This window comes from Brevibacterium sp. MGP-B1, assembly GCF_057766545.1.
The window spans coordinates 2681228-2700248 of record NZ_CM173407.1; the positions used below are offsets into that span (position 1 = coordinate 2681228).

Annotated in this window: 18 protein-coding genes; 6 read left to right on the forward strand and 12 right to left on the reverse strand. The window is 65.9% G+C overall.

Annotated elements, in window-relative coordinates; all coding sequences use genetic code 11:
* Positions 1–190 precede the first annotated feature (190 nt).
* Complete coding sequence (gene phoU, locus AC3CD9_RS12260; protein ID WP_488364113.1) at positions 191–853, forward strand: phosphate signaling complex protein PhoU; 663 nt, start codon at positions 191–193, stop codon at positions 851–853.
* Positions 854–952: 99 nt separating this feature from the next.
* Here phoU and AC3CD9_RS12265 read toward each other — a convergent pair whose 3' ends face one another.
* The gene (locus tag AC3CD9_RS12265; protein WP_488364114.1) at positions 953–1897 is read right to left on the reverse strand and encodes an EamA family transporter; all 945 of its coding nucleotides are present in this window, start codon (positions 1895–1897) and stop codon (positions 953–955) included.
* 71 nt (positions 1898–1968) lie between these two features.
* Between AC3CD9_RS12265 and AC3CD9_RS12270 the strand changes: the two genes are divergently transcribed.
* A complete protein-coding gene (locus AC3CD9_RS12270) occupies positions 1969–2886 on the forward strand; it encodes a LysR family transcriptional regulator (RefSeq protein ID WP_488364115.1) in 918 nt (305 codons plus the stop codon).
* A gap of 83 nt (positions 2887–2969) precedes the next feature.
* Here AC3CD9_RS12270 and AC3CD9_RS12275 read toward each other — a convergent pair whose 3' ends face one another.
* A complete protein-coding gene (locus tag AC3CD9_RS12275; protein ID WP_139468119.1) occupies positions 2970–3713 on the reverse strand; it encodes a phosphoglyceromutase in 744 nt (247 codons plus the stop codon).
* Positions 3714–3880: 167 nt separating this feature from the next.
* On the opposite strand from AC3CD9_RS12275, the gene AC3CD9_RS12280 reads away from it, so the two are divergent.
* Both AC3CD9_RS12280 and AC3CD9_RS12285 read left to right on the forward strand, forming a co-directional pair.
* The gene (locus tag AC3CD9_RS12280) at positions 3881–4924 is read left to right on the forward strand and encodes a bile acid:sodium symporter family protein (RefSeq protein WP_488364116.1); all 1044 of its coding nucleotides are present in this window, start codon (positions 3881–3883) and stop codon (positions 4922–4924) included.
* The gene (locus AC3CD9_RS12285) at positions 4921–5679 is read left to right on the forward strand and encodes a GNAT family N-acetyltransferase (RefSeq protein ID WP_488364118.1); all 759 of its coding nucleotides are present in this window, start codon (positions 4921–4923) and stop codon (positions 5677–5679) included. The genes AC3CD9_RS12280 and AC3CD9_RS12285 overlap by 4 nt, the downstream gene beginning before the upstream one ends.
* Positions 5680–5692: 13 nt before the next feature.
* Here AC3CD9_RS12285 and AC3CD9_RS12290 read toward each other — a convergent pair whose 3' ends face one another.
* The 7 genes from AC3CD9_RS12290 to AC3CD9_RS12320 form a co-directional block, all read right to left on the reverse strand.
* Positions 5693–6073, reverse strand: coding sequence for an iron chaperone (locus tag AC3CD9_RS12290; protein WP_488364119.1), 381 nt, complete (start codon positions 6071–6073; stop codon positions 5693–5695).
* Positions 6070–6786 (reverse strand): YbjN domain-containing protein, encoded by a 717-nt coding sequence (locus AC3CD9_RS12295; RefSeq protein WP_488364120.1) that lies wholly within the window; start codon positions 6784–6786, stop codon positions 6070–6072. The genes AC3CD9_RS12290 and AC3CD9_RS12295 overlap by 4 nt, the downstream gene beginning before the upstream one ends.
* 50 nt (positions 6787–6836) lie before the next feature.
* Positions 6837–8273: a glycosyltransferase gene (locus AC3CD9_RS12300; RefSeq protein WP_488364122.1), complete on the reverse strand. Its 1437-nt coding sequence runs from the start codon at positions 8271–8273 to the stop codon at positions 6837–6839.
* Between the two features lie 119 nt (positions 8274–8392).
* Entirely contained in the window at positions 8393–9202 is an 810-nt protein-coding gene (locus AC3CD9_RS12305) for an alpha/beta fold hydrolase (RefSeq protein ID WP_488364123.1), read from the reverse strand.
* 73 nt (positions 9203–9275) lie between these two features.
* Complete coding sequence (locus AC3CD9_RS12310; protein WP_025777370.1) at positions 9276–9587, reverse strand: DUF2516 family protein; 312 nt, start codon at positions 9585–9587, stop codon at positions 9276–9278.
* Between the two features lie 109 nt (positions 9588–9696).
* Positions 9697–10179 (reverse strand): AzlD domain-containing protein, encoded by a 483-nt coding sequence (locus tag AC3CD9_RS12315; RefSeq protein ID WP_488364125.1) that lies wholly within the window; start codon positions 10177–10179, stop codon positions 9697–9699.
* Positions 10176–10952: an AzlC family ABC transporter permease gene (locus tag AC3CD9_RS12320; protein ID WP_488364126.1), complete on the reverse strand. Its 777-nt coding sequence runs from the start codon at positions 10950–10952 to the stop codon at positions 10176–10178. Before AC3CD9_RS12320 ends, AC3CD9_RS12315 begins: the two co-directional genes overlap by 4 nt.
* Positions 10953–11018: 66 nt before the next feature.
* On the opposite strand from AC3CD9_RS12320, the gene AC3CD9_RS12325 reads away from it, so the two are divergent.
* On the forward strand, positions 11019–11717 hold the full coding sequence (locus AC3CD9_RS12325; protein ID WP_488364127.1) for a helix-turn-helix domain-containing protein: 699 nt from the start codon (positions 11019–11021) through the stop codon (positions 11715–11717).
* Between the two features lie 12 nt (positions 11718–11729).
* Here AC3CD9_RS12325 and AC3CD9_RS12330 read toward each other — a convergent pair whose 3' ends face one another.
* Positions 11730–12887 carry an FUSC family protein gene (locus AC3CD9_RS12330; protein WP_488364128.1) on the reverse strand — a complete coding sequence of 386 codons (1158 nt, stop codon included), beginning with the start codon at positions 12885–12887 and terminating at the stop codon, positions 11730–11732.
* A gap of 85 nt (positions 12888–12972) precedes the next feature.
* Here AC3CD9_RS12330 and pepN point away from each other — a divergent pair, with 85 nt between their 5' ends.
* Positions 12973–16104: an aminopeptidase N gene (pepN, locus tag AC3CD9_RS12335; RefSeq protein WP_488364129.1), complete on the forward strand. Its 3132-nt coding sequence runs from the start codon at positions 12973–12975 to the stop codon at positions 16102–16104.
* 359 nt (positions 16105–16463) lie between these two features.
* Here pepN and AC3CD9_RS12340 read toward each other — a convergent pair whose 3' ends face one another.
* Together AC3CD9_RS12340 and AC3CD9_RS12345 are read right to left on the reverse strand one after the other, a co-directional pair.
* Positions 16464–17552: a C40 family peptidase gene (locus AC3CD9_RS12340; RefSeq protein WP_488364131.1), complete on the reverse strand. Its 1089-nt coding sequence runs from the start codon at positions 17550–17552 to the stop codon at positions 16464–16466.
* 318 nt (positions 17553–17870) lie between these two features.
* A complete protein-coding gene (locus AC3CD9_RS12345) occupies positions 17871–18986 on the reverse strand; it encodes an LLM class flavin-dependent oxidoreductase (RefSeq protein ID WP_488364132.1) in 1116 nt (371 codons plus the stop codon).
* Positions 18987–19021: the final 35 nt, after the last annotated feature.

Below are 19021 nucleotides of genomic sequence, written 5' to 3' on the forward strand. Positions count from 1 at the left end.
CCTTCCCGTCTGGAGTCGTTCACTCGATCGTGCGATGCTGACGTCTGTGTGCCTGCGTTCCCCGTCGTTCCCACCTTCTGCTTTCCCCCGCTGAGGGTGCGGACCGGAAACGCCGGCACCCCTCAAGACACCCAGCACCGCCGACAGTCACTCCAGATTGTCACAATCGAGAGTTAAGGAACCGCAGTTCATGCGCGAAGTCTTCAGAAACGAATTGGACGACCTGGCCACCCAGCTGGTCGGCATGTCCACCAAGGTCCTCGACGCCATCCGCCTGGCCAATCAGTCGCTGCATTCGAATGATCTCGAGCTGGCCGAGCAGGTCATCGAAGCCGACTCCGTCATCGACAATATGCAGTTCACCCTCGATCAGCAGGCTGCCGAGATGCTCGCTCTCCAGGCTCCGGTGGCCGCAGATCTGCGTGCCGTCATCGGCTCGCTGCGGATGTCGGCGTCGCTCGAGCGCATGGGCGACCTCGCACGTCATATCGCCCAGCAGGTGCGCATCCGCTATCCCGAGTCGGCGATCCCCGATCTCTTCGGACCCGTATTCGTGCGGATGGGCGAGTCGGGTGAGAAGATCGCCGAGGCGACCCAGAGCCTGCTCTCGAATCCCGGCCTGTCCGATGTGCCCACGATCAACGCCATCGACGAAGAGCTCGACGAACTCCACCTGAGCGTGTTCGGGAAGCTCGGCGAAGCTCCGGCCGGCTCGCTGGCTCCCCGTCATATCGCCGATGTCACCCTGCTCTCGCGCTACTACGAGCGCTTCGGTGACCACGCAGTGTCCGTGTCGCAGAAGGTCGAGTACCTGCTCACCGGAAACTGGGAACCCTACCTGTCGAAGAAGTAGGAATCGGGCTCGACGAAGCACGAATCCAGCGAAGCGCCCCGACACTGTCGGGGCGCTTCGCGCATTCTGCGCCGGGGGTTCACTGACGCGCCCGAAGCCTCAACTGGAGGCCGAGACCTCTTCCGACGCCTGACTGACGACGACCTTTCGTCGCCGCCTGGGCCCGTTCCTGATGCCGCGGGCCAGGGTCTTGAGCACTCCCGTCGTCACAGCGACGCCGAGGAGCAGCAGAACTCCGCCGATGAGTTCGGCGATGCTCGGGCGGTCCCCGAGCACGATCCAAGCGGAGACCACACCGCCCGGCGGGACGAGCAGGGAGAACGGCGCGACCTGCGAGGCCGGGAAGCGGGCGAGCAGCGAGTTCCAGATGACATAGCCGACCAGCGACGCCAGTCCGGCGGTGTAGACGACCGAGGCCACGACACCCCAGGTCGGGTGCGTGAGTGCGTGGGCCACCTCGGCGGGTCCGTCGATGAGCGTCGACAAAGCGACCATCGGAATCGGGACGACGAGAGCCGACCACACGGTCATCTGCACTCCGTTCGTGCCGGGTTTCACGCCGCGGGCGATGACGTTGCCCGTCGCCCAGGACAGGGCGGCGCCGACGGCGACGAGGAAGGCGACGATCGGCACGTTCGCCTGCAGGCTCAGACCGATGACGGCCAGGCCGACGAGTCCGATGAGGATGCCGATGATCTGGCGGCGACTCGGGATCTCGTGCAGCACGAGGGCCGCGACGATGACGGTGAACGCGGCTTGGATCTGGATGACGATCGAGGTCAGACCGGCGGGCAGGCCGAGCGCCATGGAGGTGTAGAGAAGGCCGAACTGGCCGGCCGACATGAAGGTGCCGATGAGGAGGATGCGGCCGAACGAGCCGCGGGGGAAGCGGACGAAGAAGATGGCGGGCACCACGACGAAGGTGAATCGGGCGGCGACGAGGAGCAGCGGCGGCCAGTCGCGCAGACCGAGGTCGATGAAGATGAAGTTGACGCCCCAGAGAACGACGACGAGGAGGGCGAGCATGTAGTGGACCGAGCGCATGACTCCAGCATTCCAGTCTCGTCGTCAAATTTCCATTGAAAGTCCGTCCATTGTTTCATTAAGATAATTTGATGATCGATACTGTTGCACTGCGCACCCTCGTCGCCCTCGATTCGCTCGGTTCGGTCACGGCGACGGCCGAGTCTCTGGGATATACGCCGGCGGCGGTGAGCCATCAGCTGCAGAAGCTCTCGCGCTATCTCGGTGCACCGGTGACGGAGCGGACGGGCCGCGGCATTGCGCTGACACCGGTGGGCCGGGAGCTCAGCCGACGCGGGGCCGGACTGCTGGAGGAGCTGGAGAGTCTGGAGACCGCGGCCCGGGCCCAGTCGGGTGAGCCGCGGGGGCGGATCACGGTCGGCGGGTTCTCCACGGGGATCCGCGGACTGCTCGTACCCGCGCTGCCGCGATTGGCCGCCTCGGCGCCGGAGCTGACGGTGTCGAACTTCGAGGAGGAGCCGGACGAGCTCATCGAGATGGTCACGGCCGGCAGGATCGATGCCTCGCTCGTCTTCGGCTGGGATTCGTCCTCGCTGCACCTGCCCGCGACGCTGACCTCGGAGACGATCACTGTGGATCGAGCCGATATCGTCATGCCCCGGGATCATCATCTGGCCGCCTGCACCGAGGTGACCCGCAGCGATCTGCTCGGCGAGATGTTCGTGTCGGCTCCGCGCAATGCCGTGTGCCATCGATGGCTGACGGCGCTGTTCGAGGAGCTGGGCAGCAAGCCGCAGATCGACTATTGGGCCATCGAGTACGACACGCAGGTCGAGTTCGTCCGAGCTGTCGGGGCGTTGGCGCTCGTGCCGCGGCTGGGCAGGCCGCACCTGCCGGCCGATGTCGTGGCGGTGCCGCTCGACGATCCGAGCATTGCCCGCACGATCTCACTGGTGTGGCGGAAATCGATGTCGGCCTCCCCTGCGATCGCCTTTCTGCTCGAAGAGATGAAGGCGATCGCCGGGAAGGCCGACACGATCGGTGCATGAGTGGGGCCGCGGTTCGGCGTCCGAGTGCTGTCTCGGCGCCCGAGCTCGAACGGACCCCGCCCCGTCTGCGGTGGGGCCGGGACTCAGCGCCCCTGGTTGGCGACCTGGCCGATGGCGGCCGCGGCCGCCTCGGCGTCGAGGTAGGTTCCGCCGGGGGTGACCGGGGTGAAATCCTCGGTGAGCTCGTAGTGCAGCGGAATGCCGGTGGGGATATTCAGCCCCGTGATGTCGGCATCGGAGATCCCGTCGAGGTGCTTGACCAGTGCACGCAGCGAGTTGCCGTGGGCGGCCACGAGCACGGTCTTGCCGACGGTGAGTTCGGGCACGAGGGTGTCGTACCAGTAGGGCAGCAGGCGATCGATGACGTCGGCGAGGCATTCGGTGCGGGGCAGCGCATCGCCGAGGTTGGCGTAGCGGGCTTCACCGGCCTGAGAGAATTCCGAGCTGTCGGCCAGGGCCGGCGGCGGGGTGTCGAAGGAGCGGCGCCAGGTCATGAACTGCTCTTCGCCGAACTCGTCGCGGATCTCCTTCTTGTTCTTGCCCTGCAATGCGCCGTAGTGGCGTTCGTTGAGGCGCCAGCTGCGGTGGACGTCGAGCCAGGACAGATCCGCTGCCTCGAGTGCGATGTTCGCGGTCAGGATCGCACGCTTGAGCCGCGAGGTGTAGACGACATCGGGGATGAGATCTTTCTCGCGCAGCAGCTCGCCGGCGCGCTTGCCTTCGGCACGGCCTTTGTCGGTGAGGGTCACGTCGACCCATCCGGTGAACAGATTCTTCTGGTTCCATTCGCTTTCGCCGTGGCGCAGCAGGATGAGGTTATACGTCATGGCTCCATTTTGACACGACCACTCAGCCGCGGGCGCCGACGACCGTCATCACTGCCGGTCTCCTCCGGCGGTGACCCGCCAACACCCCGCCGCTCTTCCTCGCCGATCGGGTCTCAATTTCTGGGCATGTGTCTCGAATGACAAAATCCGCGGAGTAGCCTGGACCCATGTCACAAACGCCAGCACATCAGGCTTCCGGAGGCACAGCCGCTCCCGCTGCCGATCGCAGTTCGATCATCGCCGTCACGGCTCTGCCGGTCCTCGTCGTCATTGCGGGAGTGCTCGGGTTCCTGCTGCCCGATGCCTTCACTCCTCTGGCGCCGTCGATCACGTGGGCGCTCGGCGTGGTCATGTTCTTCATGGGTCTGACCCTGACGCTGCCCGACTTCGCCCGCATCGCGAAGCGGCCGTGGATCGCGGTGCTCGGAGTCGTCACTCAGTTCGTGGCGATGCCGCTGCTCGGCCTCCTCGTCGTGACCGTGTACTCGCTTCCGACCGAGATCGCTGTCGGCGTCATCCTCGTCGGCTGCGCGCCCGGCGGCACTGCGTCGAATGTCGTGACCTATCTGGCCAAGGGCGACACTGCGCTGTCGGTGTCGATCACGACCCTGTCGACGCTGCTCGCTCCGGTGCTCACCCCGCTGCTGACTCTGTGGCTGGCTGGTTCGTATATGGACGTGCCGTTCTGGTCGATGTTCGTCTCGATCTGCCAGACCGTGCTCGTTCCGGTCATCGTCGGCGTCCTGGTCCGCGTGTTCGAGTCGAAGTTCGTCGACAAGATCTCGCCGGTGCTGCCATGGCTGGCCTCGATCGCCATCGCCTATATCGTCTCGATCGTCGTGGCCGGATCCGCGAGTTCGATCGCCACTGCCGGTGTGCTCGTTCTGCTCGCCGTCGTCACGCACAATCTGCTCGGGCTCGGCGTCGGCTACGGTGTGGCCGCGGCCTGCCGTCTCGACACCCCGACCCGTCGCGCGCTGTCGTTCGAGGTCGGACTCCAGAACTCCGGTCTGGCATCGACCCTGGCCACCACGTACTTCTCACCGCTGGCAGCACTGCCCGGAGCCGTCTTCAGCGTGTGGCACAACGTTTCCGGCGCCCTGTTGGCCTCGCTCTTCGCTCGTCGACCCTACGGCAAGCCGCCGGTCGCTGCGTCCAACCGTGAGTCGGCAGCTGCCGGAGCGACCTCCGCTGGGACCGCAAGCCGATGACCACCGAGGCAGCCCCGGACGAGGGCAGACCGGGTCAGGTCAGACCGGGCCAGGGCGATTCGGACCGAGGCTTCGACGGGTTCTCCCCTCAGACCCTGGACCTGGCGGGCCGGACGTTCGTCATCCGCCGCGCGACCGAGGCCGATGTGCCGGCCATGGTTGCGCTCCTGCGTGACGACATGCTCGGTGCCGCCCGTGAGGCCGCCGTCGAAGTGGTCGACCGTGCGGGCGCTGTCGCAGCCGGCGCTGCACCTGCCATACCCGACGCCGAGGATGCGGCCCCCTATGCTCGTGCGTTCGCGCTCATCGACGCCGATCCCAATCAGCTCCTCGTCGCCATCACCGAATCAGCAGGACAGGCTGACCCGAGGGGCCAGGCTGACCCGACGGGCCGGGCTGCCATCGCCGGCCAGGCCGACATCGCAGACCAGTCCGAGTCAGCCGAGCAGTCCCGATCAGCTGGCCAGACCCGCGACGGTTCGACCGTCGTCGGGACCCTGCAGCTGAGTCTGCTGCCCAGCCTGTCTCGCCGCGGCACGCTCCGCCTGCAGATCGAGGCGGTGCGAGTCGGCCCCTCGGCTCAGGGCATCGGGCTCGGCACGGCGGTCTTCGAATGGGCTCACGAGTGCGGACGTCGCTTCGGCGCCGGACTCGTTCAGCTCACCACCGATAAGTCGCGCACCGGTGCTCAGCGTTTCTACGATCGGCTCGGCTATGTCGCCAGCCACGAGGGAATGAAGCTGCCCCTCGACTGAGACCGGCGCGCCCTCACATCCACTTCACTCCGTCGACCTCGAATTCGCGGATCCGGTGGGCGATCATCTCGGTCAGCAGCTCGGTCGGAATCTCGCCGTCATAGGGCAGTTTGATCGAGCCCTTACCGGTGTCGAAGTCCTGCAGACGGTCGGCGAAGGCGTCTTTCGTACTCGGAGTGAAGACGACGTTCGCGTGCTTCTTGTACCCGGCGAACACGAACAGGATCGAGCCGAGGGCGTAGGCGGGGCTGCCCCATTTGAGGCTCTCCTCGGCCTGCGGTGCGGCGGCACGACTGAGCTCGCGCAGCCGGGTGAGGAAGGCTCGGTGTCGCTCGTCGTCGAACGAGGTGATGTATTCGTCGACGCCCGCCGGCTTGGAGGCGGCCGCACTCATGAGCGCGGGCCCTGGCTCGGACCGTCGGCAGAACCCCGCGAAGCGCCCGGAACGGACTCTTCCCCTGCTCCTCCACCAGGCTGATCGGCCTCCTCATCGGTTCCCTCACCCGTCCGCTCGGACGCATCACCTGCCTGGCCAGCCCCATCGCTCTCCCGATCGGCCGACACCGCCGGGGGTTCGGAATCGGCGTCACCGAAGGTGCCGAGGAATTCGTTGTCATCCCCGCTGAGCACCTTCTCGAAGGCCGCGAGGTTGCGCGTCGACTCGCCTCGGCCGACCCTCCAGGCCCACTCCTTCTTCATTCCGGTGAGGAACCCGATCTGGAGGAGTTCGTTGAATGAGGAGTCCGCCGTGGCGAGCATCGCCCCGAGAAGTCCGTCGAGGTCATCGAGCAGATGCTCTCGGGGCACGCTCGCGCGCAGATAGACATCGCCGAGGCTGTCGATCGCAAATGCCACCGGCCCGGGTTTGAGGTTCTTCTGCAGCAGCCACCGATTGAATGCGGCCGAGTTCTCGTCGGGATGACGGATGACGAACGCCTGCAGATGGGCGGTGCGAGCGAAGACGCTGATCGCCACGTTCGTCTTAAGCTTCTTCTCCCCCGGCAGGGTGACGACGATCTCGGCATCCTCGATCGAATCGACGGGAACGTCGTTGTTCTCGGCCCAGGTGCGCACTCCGGACAGGATCGCCTCGGTGTCGGTGCTCATGCTCTCACGCCTTTCGCTCGGCTCTCGTGCTCACCGCCGACTCTAGTCGTTCAGCACGCTCCCAGCGCTTCCGAGCGCCGCGCAGTTATGCCGGAGGTGTCCGGCACAGCGTCGAGCACGGCTGCGACGGTGTGGCCCCAGTCGAAGCGTTCGGCACGATCGACGGCATGGCCGGCGAGTTCGGCTCGCAGCTGCGTGTCAGTGAGCAGCGTTTCGATCGCCGTCGCCCAGTGGTGCGGGTTGTGGTCGGCGATGAGCAGTCCCGAATGTCCGTGTTCGACGATCTCCGGGAGTCCTCCCACCGCCGAGGCGATCGCAGGCAGACCGGAGGCGGCCGCTTCGGCGGCCACGAGTCCGAAGGATTCGCTGCGGGAGGGGACGATGAGCAGGTCAGCGGCCCGGTAGTAGTCGACGAGGATGTGGGAGGGAACGGGCGGGCGGACCTCGACGCTGGGTTCGCTCGCGATCGCCGCGGTCAGCTCCCGCAGATACGTCGAGGACGGTCGGACCGCTCCCCCGCCTGCTTCGACGCCTGCCCCCGAGGCGGCTCCGAGGAGGATACCGCGGGTTCGGGAGGCCAGGTGCGGGTTGCGTTCCCGCAGTTCGGCCAGGGCGTCGACGGCGACGTCCGTGCCTTTGATGAACTGCATACGTCCGACGTAGAGGACGATCGCCTCGTCCGAGTCGAATCCCAGACGCTTGCGCGCGTCCGACTGTGAGTCCGGTGCGTAGAGCGCGTGATCGACACCCGGTCGGGCGACGACGACCGAGTCGGGGTCGGCGTGGAGTTCCGACACGAGATCGCGACGTTCGGCGGGTGTAGCGGCGACGAGCAGGTCGGCCTCGGCGGCGATGCGCTCTTCGGCTTCGAGTCGTTGGGGTCGTTCGTGACTGGTGTCGGAATCGCGGTTCTTCACGGCCCCGATCGTGTGCATGCTCACCGCGATCGGAGCCTGCGCCGCACGGTCCTGCCCGGCCCCGGCAACGGCGTCGGCACCGCTGTCTCCGGATTCGGTGCCGCTGTCTCCGGACTCGGCGTCGTTGTCGACGGCGTTGTCACGAGCGCGCAGGGCCGCCTCGGCGGAGATCCAATAGTGGCTCCAGATGAGATCGGCGGAGAGGAAGTCGGGGTGGGCATTGAGCAGGTCGGCGAGTTCGTCGATCGCGTCGGAGAGTTCGTCCTTCGTCGCGGCGCCGACCGGCAGGTGGTGGAGGGCGATGGATTCGGTGATCTCCAGCCTCGCACTCTGACCCTCGGAGGGGCCCGCGCCGCGTCCCCGGTCAGCGCCGGCTCCGTCGAAAGCGACTTCTGCACTGCCTCCCGTGCCGTCGAGTCCGCCGGGGTCGGCGGTGAACACGTCGACTCGGTGTCCGGCGGCGGCGAGCGCGCGCACGGATTGGTCGACGTAGACGTTCATTCCTCCGGCGTCGCCCTGGCCGGGTTGGGCGACGGGCGAGGTGTGGAGGGAGAGGACGGAGATGCGCACGGAGACAGTCTAGCCAACGACCTCGGTCGGGTGACCAGCCGAAACCAGCGCTGAACCGAATCCAGAACCTCACCGAAGCCGGCACCTAGTCGAAGCCAGTGCCCAGCCGAAGAACGTGACTAACCGAAGAACTCGCCGAGGATGCGCCGCACGTCGTGACGGCCGCGCCACAGGATCGATCCGGCGGGGAGCACCTCGAGGCGGGAGTTCGGAATCGCACGGTGGATGTCTTCGGCGACGGGGACCGGATGTGCCGGGTCGTCTTCGTGGGTGAGCACGAGGACGTCGCCCGGGAAGGAGCGCAGGTTCTCGGCTGCCTCTTCGGTGTCCGCGACAGCGATTTCGAGGGCGAGTCCGAGTCCGTCGGACATGTCCGTGTGGACGAGGTTCTCGGCCTTCGCCTTCGCCCAGGCTCGCGCGGGAAGCATTTGGGCCACCTCGGCGGGTTCGCGGGAGAGCATGAGTTCGACGATGCCGTCGATGTCCTCATCGGCGACGAGGCGACGCAGTCTCTCCAGGTGGGAGCGGTTGGCGGCGGCCACCTCGGTGGGGAATCCGGTGAAGGAGGCGGGGAGGACGAGGGCGATCTTGTCGAGACCGCGGGTCACGGGGTGGGCGATGCTCAGCAGGTGGAGAAGTCCTCCGGCGGACATCGAGACGCCCAGCGCTCGGCTCGCCGAGGTGGTGCTCACGGCGTCGGCGAGCACCTCGGCGATCTGCGGGTAGGTCCAGCCGGGGCCGGGTGAGGGGCGGCCGCCGTGGCCGGGCAGGTGGAGGAAGTGGCGGGTGCCGGTGATGCCGGTGCCGAAGGGGCGGGTGTCGCGGATCGCGCCGGCGAATCCGTGGCCGAAGAGGGTGTGCGGCTCGCCGCTTCCGAACGTGGCGATGAAGCCGGATTCGGGACCCGGCAGGTTGAGGTCGGTGCTCATAGGGCGAGTCTAGCCAGCGTGTGCTGGGCGCTTGCCGACCGGGTCCGCGAATGCTGGTGCGGCGTCAATCCGGTCAGCGTTTGCGGTAGCGCGGGTCGACGGCCCGGACCTTCGGGCGCACATCGGTGAGGTAGACGATGCCGGCGACGAGGGCGATGATGTTGAGGAAGATCATGCTCATGCCCATCGGGGGCAGTGCGATGAGGGCGAGCGCGAGCCCGACGCCGAGGAGGATGACCCAGAACTTCTTGCTCTGTTTGTCCACGGCGCGGTAGTTCTCATCCTTGAAGCGGAGGCAGTCGATGAACGCCCAGAGCTGGACGACGAATGCGGCCACCGTCAGGGCAAGAAAGACGAGACGCTGAAAACCCGCGATGTATTCCATGGTCCCAGCCTAGCAATCTCGGGCTTTCGGGGCAGTTCCGGGCGGGAGATCCTCGGCAATTGCCCACCCGCATCCCACGGCTTTCACAGTGGGGGCGTGCCGCCGCTGCTCAGAGGATCCCGGTGGTGCGGATGAGCGCGCACACGCCCATGCCGATGACGACGGCGAGCAGCATCGGCACGCGCAGAATCGAGGCGAGAACGCCGGCACCAACGCCGATGAGGCGGGCCGGATCGGCGATGTCAGTGCCGTCGAAGACCGCGGTGGTAGCGAAGACGGCGCCGATGAGCACGACCGTGGCCCGGTCCATCCACATCGTCACACGCTCGGTCGAGTCGGCCGAATCACCTGCCCCCGCCGAGGCGGCTGCACCCTGTCCGTCGACCCCTGCAGGGGCGGTTGCGCCCCCTCCGTCCACACCCGCGGAGGAGTCAGCCCCCACAGAGGAGTCAGGCCCTGCCGAGGCGGTCGCCGGGGCTCGCCGGCGCCCCTTCGTGGCGATGGCCGCTCCCACCTTCACACCGGCGAAGCGCATGAGATAGGTCCCGAGGCTCAGCCCGGCAAGGGCGATGAGGAAGCTGACGGCGCTCATCGGCGGCTCTCCTCTCGAGTTGTGTGTGGCGAGTGATCGACTCCGTGCTGGTCGGCACCGTTGGTTCCGGACCGGCGGCGACGGATGAACCAGCGCACGGCCCAGCCGGCGGCGACGAAGACGAAGACGGACAGTGAGGTCACTGCTCCCAGCCCGAGCGGCAGCAGCGGGGTCAGGCCCACGGCGATGAGGATGCCGATAACGGTCAGCGAGAGTGTGACCCGGTTCTTCAGGTCCCCGCGGATGAGGCAGAAGAGGATGATCGGGAAGGCCGCGTCGAGTCCGAGCAGGTCCGCGTTGATGACATTGCCCAGCCACTGCCCGACCATGGCACCGCCGGGCCACATGATGGCGATTGCGGCGCCCATGAGCAGAAACGCATGCCATTTCGCCCGGTCGTTGTGCCCGAGGCGCGAGATCGCGGTGGATTCGTCATTGATCCAGTGGGAGGCGATGAGAGCTCGCCAGTCCTGTGGGAAGAAGGGGCCGACCGCGACTCCGAAGGCGAAGTTCCGGGAATTGACGAGGAGACCCGCGAGCACCGCGAGGATCGGGGCACCGCCGGCGGCGATGACGCCGACGAAGGTGAATTCGGCGGCGCCGCCGAGAGCGAACATCGCCAGCAGCAGAGTCTGCCACCAGGCGAATCCGGAGACCGCGGAGATCGCCCCGTACGACAGGGCGACTGCGATGATCGTGATGGTGACGATGGCGACCGCACGGTAGGTCGAGCCGGGGAGCACCCGATCAGCCGTGCGAAATAATGAACTCATGTTCTATACAGTGCACCCTCGGTCATCGTTCGTCAACCCGAACGGCCTAACCGCTATAGTGAACTCATGACTTCTCGAAGCAACGACGATTCGCTGAACGACTCCCAAAGCGGTCCCACCCCTGATGCAAGCACCGAGGCCGCCGGCGAGCTCGTCTCCGATAACGCCGCAGCCTCCGCTTCCACCGGCTCCGGCTCCGGCTCCGCCCCCAGCCCGTCGCTGTCGCCGAGTCAGCAGATCGCCGCGGCACTGAAACGCGAACGACTGCGCGCCGGACTCTCCCTCTCCGAGGTCGCCAGGCGCGCCGGCATCGGCAAGTCGACGATGTCCGGGCTTGAGACGGGAAGCGGAAATCCGAGCCTGGAGACGATGTGGGCTCTGGCCGCTGCGCTCGACATCCCTCTCGCGCGCCTGCTCGACCCGCCCCCGCACGAGGTCGCCTTCCAACACGTCGGCGATATGCCCAGCCTGCCCTCGACCACCGCGAACTATGTGGCCACCCTGCTCTCACCGTCGCCGACGAATGCCCGACGCGACGTCTACTTCATCCAGGCCGAACCGGGTGAACCCAGGGAGTCTCAGCCGCACCCGCAGGGCACGATCGAACATGTCATCCTCGGCCGCGGGGCCGCACGCATCGAAGTGCTCGGCAAGTCCTACGAACTGGGCGTCGGCGACTACCTCACCCATCCGGGCGATCAGCCTCACCGGTTCACGGCTCTGGAACCGGGCACGAACGCCGTCTTCGTCGTCGAAAGCAGCTGACCGCCTCGACGGCTATTCGACGGCCGGCCCGTCTTCCTCATCGGCCTCATCGGCGTTCACGGCCAGCGGTGGAAGCCGGGACTGGGCTTCCTCACGGGTGAGTCCCGCGGCCTGCAGCAGGTCGACGGCGACTGTCCGCAGGAGCAGGACCATCGACTCGTCGTGGATGTCCCAATCGGGTTTCGCTCGCGGATCCAAAGCGCCCGCCGCTTCGGACAGGGCTGCCTCGGCGAGGGAACGGTCGGTGCCGCGGCGCAGAGCGATCTCGAGCTTCTTCGCACCGTCGGCCAAGGATCCGACGTAGTCGGCGATGACGGGTTTGGCGACGCCGAGCTCGGTGATGCCGACGACGCGGCGGGCGATGACTCGCATGGTCCGCATCGCGCGGTCGGAGAAGGTATGGGCGCGGGACAGGCGGGTGACCTCGGCCGCATGCCGGCGGGCTCGTGCATTGATCTTCGCGGCTTCACGGGAGATCCGCAAGGATGAACCCCAGGAATCGATGATGTCCTGGGTTTCGCGAGCACGTTCGAGGGCTCGTCCGGCCATCGTCACATCGGCTTCGCGCAGGGCTCGTTTCATCATCCTGAGAACGGCGTCGACCTCCTCGAGCATGTCCGCGGCCAGGCGACGCGGAGCCTTTCGGGCGTCGCGCGGGATCAGCAGTGCCAGGAGGATCGCGCAGACGGATCCGGTGAGAGCGTCGAGGGTGCGCGGGAACGGCATGGTGGTGGCGCTGGTAGGGACAACGACGACGTAGACGGATTGGACGGCGATCTGGGTGATGAAGATGCCGCCGGAGTTCAGTATCGTGCCGATCGTCAGGCCGATGATCAGGGTCAGGGCGAGCTGCCAGATGCCGGAGCCGTAGAAGTTGACGAGTATCTCGCCCACGAGCACCCCGAACGTCGCTCCGATGCCGATCTCGAGGGCGCGGCGCAGGCGACGGTCGACGACCGGGCCGATGCCGACGGCGGAGGCGACCGCGGCGAGGAACGGATACGGGTGGCCGAGCACGTAGACGCAGAAAGCGTAGGCGGCCGTCGCGGCGATGGGGATCTGGATCAGCTGACCGGAGTTCACCCACACCCGCTTGAGCCCTAAGCGCAGGCGGTGGGCGACGACGTTGAACCCCCGCCGAGGCAGTTCGCTGACCCGATTGTCCGCCATCAGTCCCCTCTGCCGCTCGCTGGTGCTGTACTCAGAATACCGGAAATGTGGCATGCTAAAGTCTGTCCGCCGAGGAGGCTATTGAATGACAACGAATCTCACCCGAAGCGAAGCCCAGAGTCGAACACAGCTGCTCGAGGTCGATTCCTACTCAGTCCATATCGACGTCAGCAACGCCGAAACCGATGCCGACACGTACCTGTCTCGCACTGTCGTCGACTTCTCCGCCCGCTTCGTCGATTCGACATTCATCGACCTCATCGCCGACTCCGTGACCTCCGTTCTGATCAATGGTGAGAGCCTCTCCCCCGCCGAGGTCTTCGACGGTGCCCGAGTCACGTTCCCCGTCCGCGCCGGCCGCAATTCCCTGACGATCGAGGCGCAGGCCCGCTATTCCACCTCGGGCGAGGGTCTGCACCGGTTCACGGATCCGGCCGACGGCAAGACCTATCTCTATACACAGTACGAACCCACCGACGCCCGTCGCGTCTTCGCGAATTTCGACCAGCCCGATCTCAAGGCCGAGTTCATCTTCACGGTCACCGCTCCCGCACATTTCCAGGTTCTGTCGAACCGGGCCGAGGCACGGACGGAACCGGCCGATGGTTCGGCGGGGGCCGCCTCGGCGGGTTTCGAGCCTGCGAACGGATACGAGTCGTCTGCCGCGGTCACCCATTGCTTCGAACCGACGCTCAAGCAGTCGAGCTACATCACCTGCATCACCGCGGGCCCCTACGAGGGGGCGACGGACGAGTGGACGGATCCGCGCACCGGGCAGACCGTGCAGCTGGGCGCGTGGACGCGCGCGAGCCTCGTCGACCACCTCGACGCGGAGGACATCTTCGGCGTCACGAAAGCCGGCCTCGACTTCTTCACCTCCGAATTCGACTACCCCTACCCGTGGGGCAAGTACGATCAGATCTTCGTTCCCGAGTACAACCTTGGGGCGATGGAGAACCCCGGTCTGGTGACGTTCACGGACAATCTGATCTTCCGGGACAAGGTCACGGACGCGAACTACGAGTCCCGTGCCAATGTCATCCTGCACGAGATGGCGCACATGTGGTTCGGCGATCTCGTCACGATGAAGTGGTGGGATGACCTGTGGCTCAAGGAGTCCTTCGCCGACTTCATGGGCGGGCTCGCGCTGGCCGAGGCGACGCGGTTCACCGATGGGTGGGTGACCTTCGCGCTGCGCCGCAAGGCGTGGGCGTACACGCAGGATCTGTATCCGACGACGCACCCGATCGTCGCCGACATCCCCGATGTCGAGGCCGCGAAGCTCAACTTCGACGGCATCACCTATGCCAAGGGCGCATCGGTGCTCAAGCAGCTCGTCGCGTTCGTCGGCCGGGAGGCGTTCTTCGCCGGTTCGCGGCTGTATTTCAGGCGCTTCGAGTACGGCAATACCGAGTTGGCTGATTTCCTCGAATGCCTCGCCGAGGCGGCTCCCGACCGGGACATCGCGAACTGGGCGGCCGCGTGGCTGGGGACGTCCGGAGTCTCGGAGCTTTCCCTGCAGCTGACGACGGCAGACGGTTCGTCTGGGTCCGCGAATGGTTCGTCTGGGTCCACGGTCGGGGCGGCAGGGCCCACGGTCGGGTCGGCCGTGTTCTCGCAGGGTGGGACCGGAATTGGAGCCGACGGAGATTCTGCCGGTTCCGACGTCTCCGCGCAGAGCGCGGGACGAGGGAGGCTCGTGGCTTCGAGCTCGGGCGCAAGGCTGCGCAGCCCGGATGTCGTCGGCGACGGTTTCCACGGGATCGCCGGAGCCGCTCACGAGGCAGGATCCAGGTCGAGCGGCAGGGTGGACCCGCCTCGGCGACGGTCCGGTTCGGAACAGGTCACGGGTGCCACGATCACTCAGTCCGATTCGGCCGACGGCACGGCCCTGCTGCGGCCGCACACGATCGAGATCGCCACGTTCGGGCGGTCGGGGCGGGCGATCGTTCCCCTCGATTCCTTCCGTTTCGAGTTCTCGACCGAGTCGGCCGACGTCGAGCAGCTGATCGGTCGCAGCGCCGGCGTGATCACTCTGCTCAACTACAACGACCTGGACTATGCGCGGGTGCGCCTCGATCCGGAGTCGACGGAGGCGGCGATCACCTCGGCGTCGCGGATCACGGACCCGCTGTCACGGGCCCTGGTGTGGTCGGCCTTGGACAATGCGGTGCGCGATGGGCTCATGCCGGTGCAGAAGTACCTCACCGCCTATGCCCGCAGCCTGGGCAAGGAGAGTCATGCCGGGATCATGGCGGGGCTCAGTCAGACCGCTCTGACTTGCATCGACCAGTGGGTGGCGGACCGGAATTTCGATGCCGCGATCATGGGGCTTTTGGGAGCCGCGTTGGATGCGTTGGCGGCGGCGAAGGCGGGATCGGATGCGCAGCTGCATCTGGCCAATCTCGTATTGGCGCTGACGTCGCGGACGGCCCGCTGTGCCGCCGGCAGCTCCGCGGTGGCTATGGGGCGTGGGTTCGCCAGCCAGATCCTGACGGTGCCGGTCGGTGAGGAGATCGACCGAATGTATGCCGGAGCCCCCGGGCAGGCCGGTTCGGCTGATCGGGCCGGGTCGGTTGGGCAAGCTGGTTCTGCTGGGCAGGCCGGTTCGGTGAGTCAGTCGGCCGAAGCTTCCGGCGGTGCCCGCACGGGTCGAGGCGCCGAGCATTCGACTGCAACGCTGCCGTTCCGGGGTCTCATCAATGATCATGCACTGCGGTGGAATGCGCTGACGGCGCTCGTCTGCCTCGGGTGGGCGGATCAGACGGATATCGCGCGGGAGAATCATTCGGATCCCAGCTCTTCGGGTCGACTTCACGCCGAGACGGCCAGTGCCGCACTGCCTCTGCCGATCGTAAAGATCCGTGCCTGGGAGGCGATCCGCGAGGCGGGAGCGCTGAGCAATGATGTTCTGTCGGCGATCATCGCCGGGTTCATCGCGCCGAGTGCGATGCCGCTCATCGAGGAGTATGTCGATGAGTACTTCGATGGTCTGCTCGGGTTCTGGACGGACAATTCGATTGAGATCGCCCGCCGCCTGGTGCTCGGCCTCTATCCCCGATGGTCCGTCGACGAGGAGGCCGTGGTCGAGAAGACCGACGCATGGTTGGCCGCCAACGACGATGCACCTGCGGCTCTGCGCCGGCTGGTCATCGAACGTCGGGATGATCTGGCCCGTGCCATCTTCCTGAAATCGACTCAGAGCTCGCGGCACTGACCGACGGTCGCGTCGGGGAAACCATACTGCGGTCGCCTCGGTGGGCGAGTTTCGATGAAATCGGGTCGCCGGTCATTCCGGTCGACTCTGCTCGATAGCCGCCTCGGCGGGCACCCCTCCCCTGGCCAGGCCTAGCGGCAATCGCCGTGCTCAGCAAACCTTGCGAGGCTCCCCTGCCAGAGCCGTGCTCAGCGACCTTGACGATGTTCCCAGCGAGGCCCTTCTGAAATCACTGATGGCCGGTCCCCTATTGGGGCACCGGCCATCAGTGTGTCGGCTGGTCACTCGACTGACGTGGCCAGATCCTGGTTGGAACCGGGACCATCTGACTCGATCCAGATCAGAGGACGCGGCTCAGATCAGAGGATGCGGCGAGCTCCGGAGAATTCGTTTCCGGTGTCCCACTTCTTCCAGTCGGTGACGTAGACGTCTTTCGACGCGTTCGGCGAGTGGATCATCTTGCCGTCGCCGACGTACATTCCGACGTGGTGGACAGTTCCCGAGCTGGTCGAGAAGAACAGCAGGTCACCGGGCTTGAGGTTCGACGAGGAAACTGCCTTGCCGGCCTTCGCCTGCTCTCCCGAGTCGCGAGGCAGATCGATGCCGTGGGCTTTGTAGATGGAGTAGGTGAATCCGGAGCAGTCGAATCCGTAGGCGGAGACTCCGGCCCATAGGTAGCGCAGACCCTCGAACTGCTTCGCGGTCTTCACGAGGTCCTTGCCACTGGGCTTCTCGGGTTTGCCGCCGACATCGTAGACATCCACATCGTCGATGTCGATCCAGGCGGCTCCGCCTCCGGGGAGTGCGACGCGGACATCGTCGACGTCCTGGGCGATGAGCGGCAGGTCGACGTTGAAGCTGACGTCGGCACCCGTGTCCTTGGTGAATTCGATGCCTTCGAGTTCGCTCTTGGGCTTCGTGACCACCGCGCGGGGCTGGTCTTCAGCGAGCTTTCCGAAGCGGTCGTTTTCGACCAACTGCTTCTTGGGCAGCCAACCCGGGTAGCCCTTCTTGTTCTTCGGGGTCTTCTGGTCGGTCACGGCGACCTTGGCCCAGCTGCCCTTGGTTTCGAGGACTGAGACTTCCGAACCGTACGTTGCCTGGGTCTCGGTTTTTCCAGTCAGGCCTCGGCGCACATCGGTGGATTCGAGGTTCTTGTTCCACTTCTTGAGGTCGACGGGGTGCTGGAGTGCGGGCTTGTCGACCTTGCGAGGGGCCTTCGGGTCGGTCCACAGTGTCGCGACCGTGACATCGACGTAGGCGGTCTCGCCCTTTTCGATCTTGCCGTCGGTGATTCGTTCGAGTTCTTGGCCGGGCACGACATCAGCGGAGATGCCGGACGTTTTTGCGGCGTCGGTCGACGACAGATTGCTCGACAGTGCGGGAGCACCGGCGCCGAAAACCAGTCCGACCCCAAGTGCTGCCGAAACAGCAATTTTGGTACGCATTATTTCTCTTTCGGTCTGCAGGCCGGGGCCCGCGTGGGGGAAGTCTCCGAAGGTGCGCGAGCGCATTCGGCGTACAGTATTCGCCTCCGTTTCGACCTCTCCGCAAGGAGCGGTCTCGCCGTAGACGAGGTTCTGCACGGTGTCGATTCTACCGGCTGTCACACGACTGTCAGCTTTAATGACACTGTGACAGGATAACGCGGACTGGTCGTGGATTGAAGTCCACTTGCCCGAATCGATGCTGAGCTGAGACTTCGGCCCGGTGCCGGTGGCCGATATCGGCCCCGACCGGCTCCGGGGGCAGTCTCCAGTCAGGTGTCACATATCAGTGCCTGCATCAGCGACGCCGGAAGCACCGGCAGAGCCGAGGAATTCCGCGGCAAGCAGGTCGATCGTCTGAGTCCGTCCCGGGTCTTCGCGCACGTCTTCGCCTTCCATGGCGCCGGCGATCGGTTGGATCATGATCTCGTCGACTTCGAAGCGCTCGGCGAGTTCCTCGAGCTGCGAGGACACGGATTTCGTGTCGCCGATGATCCAGTTGCCGGAGAGCTCTTCGCCGACCATGCGCTCTTGGTCGGTCATCACCGATCGCACGTCATCGCCGGCCAGGTGCAGCTTCTCCATCGGTCCGCCGGTGCGCATTCTGGCCATCTGCAGCATGAACGGCTCCGAGCGCAGCCGCGCTTCTTCCTCGGTGGGCGCGGCGACGACGTTGGCCGTGACGAAGGTCTGTGGTTTGTCACCATAGGCGCCGGGTGTGAAGTTGTCGCGGTAGATCTTCATTCCGGTGGTGGCACCCGATGCGAAGTGATTGGCGAAGACATAGGGCATGCCGAGTTCAGCTGCCAGCCTGGCCGAGTAACCGGATGAACCGAGCAGCCACGGCAGCGGTTGCGTTCCCGGGACTGCCGCTGGAGTCGCCTTGAGCACGTGTTCGCGTCCGCCGTGAAGCGGGACTCGCATCCCCTCGGGCCGTATGAGGCTGAGCGTGTCGATCACGTGCTGGGGGAACTGTTCGACGGGATCGATTGCCCGTCCTTCACGGTCGACCATCCGTCCTTCACCGAGGTGGCCCCGCATTGCCGCCGAGGTGATCGGGTCCGTCCCCGGTGCGCGACCGATTCCCAGATCGATGCGGTCGCCGTAGACAGCGGAGAGCAGAGCGAACAGCTCTGCGACCGCCAGCGGGGCGTGGTTGGGGAGCATGACTCCACCGGAACCGAGGCGGATCTGCTGTGTTCCGTGGCCGAGGTGCATGAGTTCGGGCCCAGGCATCGTCGATGCGATCGAGGGCATGTTGTGATGCTCGGCGACCCAATAGCGGGTGAATCCGAGCGTGTCAGCCGTGTCGATGATCTGCTTTGAGGCGGCGAAGGAGTCTGCAGTCGTCTGTCCTGTACGGACAGGGACGAGGTCAAGGATCGAAAGCTTCATACCGAGGCAACAGTGCATGTGAGAAGAACATTCCG

Coding starts and splice junctions, on each gene's coding strand:
- phoU (WP_488364113.1), top strand. CDS start 191: ATGCGCGAAGTCTTCAGAAACGAATTGGACGACCTGGCCACCCAGCTG.
- AC3CD9_RS12265 (WP_488364114.1), bottom strand. CDS start 1,897: ATGCGCTCGGTCCACTACATGCTCGCCCTCCTCGTCGTCGTTCTCTGG.
- AC3CD9_RS12270 (WP_488364115.1), top strand. CDS start 1,969: ATGATCGATACTGTTGCACTGCGCACCCTCGTCGCCCTCGATTCGCTC.
- AC3CD9_RS12275 (WP_139468119.1), bottom strand. CDS start 3,713: ATGACGTATAACCTCATCCTGCTGCGCCACGGCGAAAGCGAATGGAAC.
- AC3CD9_RS12280 (WP_488364116.1), top strand. CDS start 3,881: ATGTCACAAACGCCAGCACATCAGGCTTCCGGAGGCACAGCCGCTCCC.
- AC3CD9_RS12285 (WP_488364118.1), top strand. CDS start 4,921: ATGACCACCGAGGCAGCCCCGGACGAGGGCAGACCGGGTCAGGTCAGA.
- AC3CD9_RS12290 (WP_488364119.1), bottom strand. CDS start 6,073: ATGAGTGCGGCCGCCTCCAAGCCGGCGGGCGTCGACGAATACATCACC.
- AC3CD9_RS12295 (WP_488364120.1), bottom strand. CDS start 6,786: ATGAGCACCGACACCGAGGCGATCCTGTCCGGAGTGCGCACCTGGGCC.
- AC3CD9_RS12305 (WP_488364123.1), bottom strand. CDS start 9,202: ATGAGCACCGACCTCAACCTGCCGGGTCCCGAATCCGGCTTCATCGCC.
- AC3CD9_RS12310 (WP_025777370.1), bottom strand. CDS start 9,587: ATGGAATACATCGCGGGTTTTCAGCGTCTCGTCTTTCTTGCCCTGACG.
- AC3CD9_RS12315 (WP_488364125.1), bottom strand. CDS start 10,179: ATGAGCGCCGTCAGCTTCCTCATCGCCCTTGCCGGGCTGAGCCTCGGG.
- AC3CD9_RS12320 (WP_488364126.1), bottom strand. CDS start 10,952: ATGAGTTCATTATTTCGCACGGCTGATCGGGTGCTCCCCGGCTCGACC.
- AC3CD9_RS12325 (WP_488364127.1), top strand. CDS start 11,019: ATGACTTCTCGAAGCAACGACGATTCGCTGAACGACTCCCAAAGCGGT.
- AC3CD9_RS12330 (WP_488364128.1), bottom strand. CDS start 12,887: ATGGCGGACAATCGGGTCAGCGAACTGCCTCGGCGGGGGTTCAACGTC.
- pepN (WP_488364129.1), top strand. CDS start 12,973: ATGACAACGAATCTCACCCGAAGCGAAGCCCAGAGTCGAACACAGCTG.
- AC3CD9_RS12340 (WP_488364131.1), bottom strand. CDS start 17,552: ATGCGTACCAAAATTGCTGTTTCGGCAGCACTTGGGGTCGGACTGGTT.
- AC3CD9_RS12345 (WP_488364132.1), bottom strand. CDS start 18,986: ATGAAGCTTTCGATCCTTGACCTCGTCCCTGTCCGTACAGGACAGACG.